Genomic DNA, 6,330 nt, shown 5'->3' on the forward strand with positions numbered 1-6,330 from the left:
GGCGTGCGGGGGGCGGGCGACGTCACGAGATGGAGCTCCGGGGCACCGCGGCCTTCAGGACCTGGCGCACGCGCTTCTCCAGCTCCTCCGGCGTGAAGGGCTTGCCCAGGTAGCCGTTGGCGCCGGCCTCTTCCGCGTAGGCCTTGTCCTCCGGCAGGTTGCGCGCGCTCACCATCAGCACCGGCACGTGCGAGATGGCGGGTGTGCGGCGGATGTGCTCGCACACGTCGTAGCCGGACACGTCCGGCAACGTCAGGTCCAGGCACACGAGGTCGGGCTTCTCCTCGCCCTGGAGATACTCCATGGCGGACTTCCCGTTGGGCTTCTCCACCACGTTCTTCACGCCCATTTCCTGGAGCATGTCACGCAGCATGACGCGGAACATCGGAGAGTCCTCCACGAGGAGGACGGTGAGCTGTTGGAGCTCCATCACGTCGAACGCCTTTCCTTCCCTCACCCGAACCCGTACCTGGGCACGAGGACGAGCACGCCGTATGCGTACGCCACATTGAAGAGGGCCACCCACAGGATGGCTTTCTTCATCCCCTTCCACGGATTCGCGTCACGCGCCGCCGCACCGGGCAGCGCGACGGTGGCGATGAGAACGGACAAGAGGATGAGCTTCGCCATGGGGGAGCTTCAGAGGATACCAGTTTGCCGTACCGACAGTCCCAGCGTCGCGGACCACACCATGCGGGCCGCCTCCACGTCGGGCGAGCGAGTCCACGCGGTCCGCGTGTCCGCCTCCAGTGACACCCACCGTGACACCGTCCAGCTCGCGCCCACTCCGCCCACCACCTGACGGTCTCCCACCGCGCCACCCACCGCGGACGCGCCACCCCCCGTCGCCGACAGCCGCACTCTAGGCCCCAACGCCCACGTGCCGTTCAGGGTCACGTCGGCCCTCGGGTACACCAGACCTGTCAGGCGGTCCACGAAGGGCGTCACCCGCGCCGCCACCCGGCTGTTGAAGTCCGCCACCCGCGACGGCACCCGGTAGGTCCACGCCAGCGTCAGGTCCGGCAAGAGGTCCAGGCGCGCCAGCGGCTCCTCCTCCGGCGGCGTCACCCCGACCTGAAAGGTCGCAAGCCGTCTCCCACCTGCTGGGGTGACTCCGGGAAGTGTCTCGTCCGGAGCCTCCTCCTCCGTCGCCCGCATGGAGTAGGCCACGCCCACGCCCACGCCCACCTCCACCGACGAGCGGCGATCCACCCGGTGCGTCCAGGCGCCGGTGAGGGTGCTCACCGTGGCGCGCGCCCCGGTGGAGAAGCGCGAATCCGTGACGCCCACCGTGGCGGCCAGGGTGTGCCGGGGCGCGGGGGACCAGCCGAGCGCCGCCTGTCCGCGCGGACCGTACTGGAAGGGCACCGCCTCCTGCGCCGTGGCGTCCAGGCCGCCGCTGGCGGAGAAGCCCGCGCTGCCCGACAGCGACAGGCCCCGGCCCAGCCACACCGACTCCGCCGCGAGCGTCGTCAGCGACGAGAGGAAGAACACGCTGTCCACGCCCTCCGGCAGCGGCTGGATGGGGACATCCACCACGACGTCGCCCGGGATGGGGTCGCCCAGCGGGTCATCCACGCTGCCGCCCAGGGGCAGGTTGGTGAAGAGGTTCACCTGGCCCAGCACGAACTCCTGGGTGCCGTGCAGGGTGAGGCCGCGCGACGGCCGCCAGTCGCCCAGCAGACGCCCCACGTGCTGCACCTCCGTGCGCGGGTTGGTGGTGGCCTCGCGGAAGGAGATGCGCGGCGCGTATTCCAGGCTGCCCACCGCGTTGCCGTCGTCGAACTTCAGGCCCAGCGTGGGCACCAGGTCCATGTCCCCCGCCACGGGAGGCACGGACTCGCCGGTGGCCTGTGCCTCCATGGAGCGCATGCGGGTGTCCACGCGCGCCTGGACGGCATAGGACACGTTGGCGGACGCCACCTCCAGCCACAGGCTCGTCAGGACAGCGTCCAGCACGGGTTACTCCACCACCACCACGTCGCCAGGGCGCAGGCGGAAGGCCGCCGCGCGTCCCTCGCCACGGATGATGTCTTCGTACTTCACGCGGATCCGCGTGGGTTCGTCCGCCTTCGGATCGTCGCGCCGGAGCACGAAGATGCGGTCGCGGTGCGCGTAGTCGGTGAAGCTGCCTGCGGCGCCCAGCGCCTGGAGCAGCGTCGCGCCCGGGTCCAGCACGTGCGCGCCCACGTTGGCCACCTCCCCCAGCATCGTCACCGACATGGGGCGCGCTTCCTCCAGCGACACCGTGACGACGGGGTGGTTGATGAAGTCCTTGAGCCGCGTCTGGATCTGCTGCGCCAGCAGGGCTGGCGAGTGGCCGGAGGCCTCCACGTCGTCCAGGAAGGTCAGGCTGATGCGGCCGTCCTCGCGCACCTTCGCGCGCGTCGTCATCGCCTCCTGGCCCCACACCCGCACGTTGAGCACGTCGCCGGGAACGATTTGATAGGCCGCGTCGGATTCGGTCGGCTTCTCCTGGTACTCGTTCACCCAGGTGTACTTGCCCAGACCGCTGCACGCGGGCGCGAGCAGCAGCAGGCCGGCGCACGCGAGCGCGCGCGACAGGGCGCCGGGACCGCGGAATCGGGAGGGACGGGACGGCATGGCGCTCAGGCTCCTCACACGGTGGGGGTGGCCGTGACGACCACCTCGGAGGGGGCCGGATTGCCCCGCTGTCGCGCCATGCGTACCACCTGGAGCAGCTCCGCGGGGCGAATGGCGCCGGTGACGAGCACGCCCACGACATAGGTGCTGGCCGTCAGCCCCAGCCGGGGCCATGCGGCCACGCTGCCCGCCAGGAAGCGGTCCAGGGCCACGCACACGACGCACACCACCGCCGTCTTCGCCACCATGACGAGCGAACGCCGGTCGAAGGAGTTCCTTCCCATGCGGCTCAGGAACAGCACCGTGACGATGACCTCCGTGAAGAACATGGACAGCGCCGTGGCGGTGGCGCCGCCGGACGGACCGATGCGGCCGTAGAAGAACGGGATGAGCGCCAGGTTGAGCAGCGGGTTCACCACCGCGCCCATGGTCGCCGCCAGCGTCACCCACCACTCCTTGTTGGACATGGTGAGCCAGATGCTGCTGACCATGGTGACGTAGGCCATCACGAAGATGGGCGACAGCACGCGCAGGGGCAGCGCCGCGGGTTCGAAGCCGGGGCCGCACATCAGGCGCACCCAGAGGTCCGCGCCCAGCACCATGGCCATCATCACCGGCACGGTGAAGGCGAGCACGCCCTCCAGCGACCGGCGCGTCAGGTGCGACAGTTCCTGCGGAGAGCGCGACGCCGCGCGCGACATCATGGGCATCAGCACCCAGCCGAAGATGGGGCTGATGAGGAAGGTGAGGCCCGCGATGCTGAACGCGCCGCCGTACCAGCCCACCTCTTCCTTGGACGCGAGCTTGCCCAGGAGCGACATGTCCGTGCGGCCGTTGCACGCGAGCGCCGCTGCGGTGAGGAAGAACGGCAGGCACGCCTTCATCACCTTCTTCGTCGCGGTGATGTCGATGCGGAACTTCAGCCCCAGGTGCACCTTCGCCAGGCGCCAACTGATGACGAGCTTCACCGCTTCGGACGCCACCATGGGCACGGCCAACCACTGGATGCCCACGCCCAGCGCGGCCATCAGCGCCAGGCCCCCGCCCCACACAATCTTGGTGATGACGTTGGAGACGGACAGGCCCGCGACCTTGCCCTTGGAGTGCAGCAGCGCCGCCATGGACGCGTTGACGACGATGAGCGACTGGGCCAGCGCGAACCACTGCACCAGGTGCTGCACCTCCGGGGGCTCGCCGGTGTGGTGGAGCACCAGCGCCAGCGCGACCATGAGGATCAGCGTCATGGCCAGACGCAGCAGCATGGTGGTGCCGAAGAAGTCGCTCGCGTGCTCCGGGCGGACCGGCACCTCCTTGCGGATGTACGTCTCCAGGCCGAGGTTGGTGGCCACGAAGAACGTGGCGGCGAAGGCCTCCGACCAGTTGAAGTAGCCGAACGCCTCCGGTCCCAGGTAGCGCGGCATCAGCGCCCGGATGCCCAGCGCGATGGCGTACGTCACCATCAGCGAGCCGCCCAGTTGCAGGGTGCTGCGCACGGCGCCGCGGACTTCATTCGCGCGGGTGCCGTCTTCGACTTCAGCGGAGGAGGGGTTCTGACTGTTCACGGTCATGGATGACGCGGGCCTTCGGGGGTGATGCGTACACAAGGGGAGGAAGGCCCGCCCCATGGAAAGACAAACGGGCCCGACGCGTCAACGTCGGGCCCGGAGATTCACTACAGGTCGCTAGCTTGCCCCGCGGCCCGTGATGACAACCGGAACCGTTTGGAGCAGCAGGCGAAGGTCGCCGGTGAGGCTCCAGTGGTCGATGTACTGCATGTCCAGGTACATCCACTGCTCGAAGGAGATCTGGTTCCGTCCGGACACCTGCCAGATGCAGGTCAGACCCGGGCGCACGGACAGGCGGCGGCGCTGCCACGTCTCGTACTTGGCGACCTCGCTGGGCACCGGCGGACGCGGGCCCACGACGCTCATCTCGCCGCGCAGCACGTTGAGGAACTGGGGCAGCTCGTCGATGGAGAACTTGCGGATGAAACGACCGATGCCGGTGATGCGCGGGTCGTTCTTCATCTTGAAGACGGGGCCGGTCTGCTCGTTCTGCGCGGCCAGCCGCTCCTTGAGCTCCTCCGCGTTCACCACCATGGAGCGGAACTTCAGCATGTAGAACGGCTTGCCGTGCTGCCCGGTGCGAAGCTGCTTGAAGAAGATGGGGCCGCGCGAGGTGAGCTTGATGCAGGCGGCGACCACCAGGAAGAGCGGCAGCAGCATCCACAGCGCCACCGACGACACCGCGATGTCGAACAGGCGCTTCATGGCCATCTGGTGCGGCTTGGGCGCCACCGCGGCGAAGTGCAGGTAGCCGTCCGCCACCGCGCGGGACTCCACCGGGCGGGCGCGGTCCAGGCGGAACGAGTGCGCGGGCAGCGCGAACGGCACGCCGAAGCGCTCGGCCAGCTTGATGGCGGCCTGCATGGATTCGCCCTGCTTGAGGGTGTTGCCGGCGATGTAGACCTCGCTCACCGGCAGGGTGCGCAAGAGGCGCTCCAGCTCATCCGCGGGCCCCAGCACCTGGGCGGGCAGGCTGTCGCCGGAGGCGTGATCCTCCGGGAAGCGCACGTAGCCCAGGATCTTGCGGCGGCCGCGGCCGGACAGGTCCTCGCCGGTGTAGCGGCCCATGGCGCCGGTGCCGACGATGAGGACCTCGTCGGTGGGGGCCTCCTGCGAGGCCACCTGGCGGAAGACGCCCAGCCGGAGCAGCAGCGCCACCGGCCAGAAGATGACCAGCAGCGGCGCGACGCCCACGTGCGTGGCGACGGGCATGGCCAATTCCAGCACCGCCTGCACCGTCACGACGGCCAGCGTGGTGACGGACACCAGCGCCACATGGTCCAGCTTGCTGCGCTCGGCGAAGCGCGAATCGTACAGACACAGCGCGGTGCCGGTGATGAGCCAGACGAGCACGGCGGTGAGCACCATGCTGGGCAGCTCCCAGCCCAGCGGCAGCGTCTGCCCGCCCCGCATCCACGCGGTGCCCAGCAGCACGCTCACCAGCAGCACCACATCCACGGTGAGGTTCAGCTTCGCGGCGAAGCCGGGGGCCAGCCGCGGAGGATCCGTGGCCTCTTCCAAGGCCGCGCTTCCCGTCAGCGGGGCTGTCGACGGGGATGCCTTGACCTCGGCGCCTGCAGTCGCACTGCTCATCGTGTCCACCCCCCTCTGCTTCGAACGTTCGGGTTTCGCAGAGGATACCGTCATGGCTAGAAAAGTTTAACCAGGAGGAAATGAAAGACTGCCAAATTGTGCGGCGCGGCGCAACCACTGCACAGCAAGAAAGACGTGACAACAGGTGATTCCTGGGACGCCCTCATCCTACGAGGGAAAGCGACCTTGTAACTGGGTCAGTGAAGCCCGGTCAGGACAGTGGATCGTCCTTTGAGCCCAGAGCACCCGGACCTGGGGCTGACTGCATGTACGATGCCGGTCTGACAGGTGGATGCAGGGGCCCTGTCCGGTGCGTGACGTGGCGGAAGTCATCAAGGGTTCCAAGGCTTTGGCGGTGTAGGTCCCAGTCGTTCCGCACCGGTGTAGACGTTGCAGCGGCCGTTCCTTGAGAACGCAGCGAGCGTTATCCCAGAACGCAGGGCCAGGTCGATGGCGAGCGAGCTGGCGGCGGAGACGCTGACGACGACGGGGATGCGGGCCCGGGCGGCCTTCTGGACGATCTCGAAGCTGGCGCGTCCGCTGACGGCGAGGACGGTGGGGGCGGCCG

7 protein-coding genes are annotated in these 6,330 nt (G+C 68.8%); all 7 read right to left on the minus strand.

The genetic code is table 11. From position 1 onward, the window contains the following. Nucleotides 1-22: 22 nt before the first annotated feature. Nucleotides 23-430: an exopolysaccharide biosynthesis response regulator EpsW gene (epsW, locus tag D7V88_RS37790; RefSeq protein WP_120545408.1), complete on the minus strand. Its 408-nt coding sequence runs from the start codon at nt 428-430 to the stop codon at nt 23-25. Nucleotides 431-453: 23 nt separating this feature from the next. Further along, nucleotides 454-630 carry a hypothetical protein gene (locus D7V88_RS43705; RefSeq protein WP_167509913.1) on the minus strand — a complete coding sequence of 59 codons (177 nt, stop codon included), beginning with the start codon at nt 628-630 and terminating at the stop codon, nt 454-456. 9 nt (nt 631-639) lie between these two features. Continuing rightward, nucleotides 640-1,959, minus strand: coding sequence for an exopolysaccharide export protein EpsX (gene epsX / locus D7V88_RS37795; RefSeq protein WP_120545409.1), 1,320 nt, complete (start codon nt 1,957-1,959; stop codon nt 640-642). A gap of 3 nt (nt 1,960-1,962) precedes the next feature. Further along, nucleotides 1,963-2,604: an exopolysaccharide export protein EpsY gene (gene epsY / locus D7V88_RS37800; RefSeq protein ID WP_120545410.1), complete on the minus strand. Its 642-nt coding sequence runs from the start codon at nt 2,602-2,604 to the stop codon at nt 1,963-1,965. Nucleotides 2,605-2,618: 14 nt separating this feature from the next. Continuing rightward, nucleotides 2,619-4,172 carry an exopolysaccharide biosynthesis flippase gene (gene wzx, locus D7V88_RS37805; RefSeq protein ID WP_244238611.1) on the minus strand — a complete coding sequence of 518 codons (1,554 nt, stop codon included), beginning with the start codon at nt 4,170-4,172 and terminating at the stop codon, nt 2,619-2,621. Between the two features lie 114 nt (nt 4,173-4,286). Next, nucleotides 4,287-5,771 (minus strand): exopolysaccharide biosynthesis polyisoprenyl-phosphate hexose-1-phosphate transferase EpsZ, encoded by a 1,485-nt coding sequence (gene epsZ / locus D7V88_RS37810; RefSeq protein WP_120545411.1) that lies wholly within the window; start codon nt 5,769-5,771, stop codon nt 4,287-4,289. A 323-nt stretch (nt 5,772-6,094) separates the two neighbouring features. After that, nucleotides 6,095-6,330, minus strand: a 236-nt coding sequence (locus D7V88_RS37815; protein ID WP_208726710.1) for a formate dehydrogenase accessory sulfurtransferase FdhD, incomplete at its 5' end; no start/stop codon positions are given.

It is taken from the genome of Corallococcus terminator (assembly GCF_003611635.1).
Classification (GTDB): domain Bacteria; phylum Myxococcota; class Myxococcia; order Myxococcales; family Myxococcaceae; genus Corallococcus; species Corallococcus terminator.